1 pseudogene is annotated in these 1505 nt (G+C 68.4%); it reads left to right on the plus strand.

From position 1 onward, the window contains the following. The first annotated feature begins 268 nt into the window (after positions 1-268). Positions 269-1480: pseudogene (locus ACZ470_RS40480) on the plus strand (IS110 family RNA-guided transposase). Positions 1481-1505: the final 25 nt, after the last annotated feature.

Consider the following 1505-nt stretch of genomic DNA (forward strand, 5'->3'; position numbering starts at 1 on the left):
CCCCCGTTATGTTTTCCGCGGTCCTGCAAGAGGGCCGCTGGCCTCCGGGCCCGGCATGACTGTTCCCCCCTGTCGGACAGATGACCTGGGGGGGTGGTGTCACCAGGCCCGAGAGGCGCCGTTGGAGACGCTGATGAGAGGTCCGACTACCGCCTGGCCTGGCGCAATGCCCGGCCGCTTGCGGGCGGCAGGTCTGCATAACGTGGATGCGCGCATACGACGCCAACGCCCTGGCCAGCACCACACAAGCCCTGTTCGGGAGGATGGGTTGGACGACATCGACGACGTGGGCGTTTTCCTCGGCCTGGACGTCGGCAAGAGCGCCCATCACGGGCACGCCCTCACCCCGGCAGGGAAGAAGGTCCTCGACAAACAGCTGCCCAACAGCGAGCCGAAGCTGCGGGCCGTCTTCGACAAACTGGCCGCAAAGTTCGGCACCGTGCTGGTGGTCGTGGACCAGCCCGCCTCGATCGGAGCCCTGCCTCTGACGGTCGCCCGGGATGCCGGCTGCAAGGTCGCCTACCTGCCCGGCCTGGCCTGGCCTGGCCTGGCCTGGCCATGCGAAGGATCGCCGACCTCTACCCGGGCGAGGCAAAGACCGACGCGAAGGACGCCGCGGTCATCGCCGACGCCGCACGGACCCATGCCGCATACCCTGCGCTCGCTGGAACTCACCGACGAAATCACCGTCCTCGTCGGCTACGACCAGGACCTCGCGGCCGAGGCCACCCGCACCTCCAACCGGATACGCGGCCTGCTCACCCAGTTCCACCCCAGCCTCGAGCGCGTCCTGGGCCCGCGCCCGGACCACCAGGCCGTGACCTGGCTGCTGGAACGCCATGGATCCCCGGCCAGCATCCGAAATGCAGGTCGTCACAGGCTTGTTGAGGTGATCCGGCCCAAGGCCCCGCGCATGGCGGCCCGGCTGATCGCCGACGTCTTCGAAGCGCTCGACGAGCAGACCGTTGTGGTCCCGGGCACCGGCACCCTCGACATCGTGATCCCATCCCTGGCCCGCTCTCTCGCCGCCGTTCACGAACAGCGCAGGGCCCTGGAAGCCCAGATCGAGACCCTGCTGGAGGAGCACCCTCTTTCCAAGATCCTGACCTCGATTCCGGGGTTCGGAGTCAGGACCGCCGCCACCTTGCTGGTCACCGTCGGCGACGGCACCAGCTTCCCCACCGCCGCCCACCTGGCCTCCTACGCCGGGCTCGCCCCGACCACGAAGTCGTCCGGGACCTCGATCCACGGCGAACACGCGCCCAGAGGCGTCAACCAGCAGCTAAAACGCGCGATGTTCCTGTCCGCGTTCGCCGCCCTGCACGATCCCGCCTCCCGCACCTACTACGACCGCTGCCGGACCCGCGGGAAGACCCACACCCAGGCACTTCTCCGCCTGGCCCGACAACGGATCAACGTGCTGTTCGCGATGCTCCGCGACGGCACCTTCTACGAACCCAAAACCCCACGCCTCGCTTGACGAAAGACATAGAGGCACCCCCCGG

It is taken from the genome of Streptomyces sp. NPDC031111, assembly GCF_055570675.1.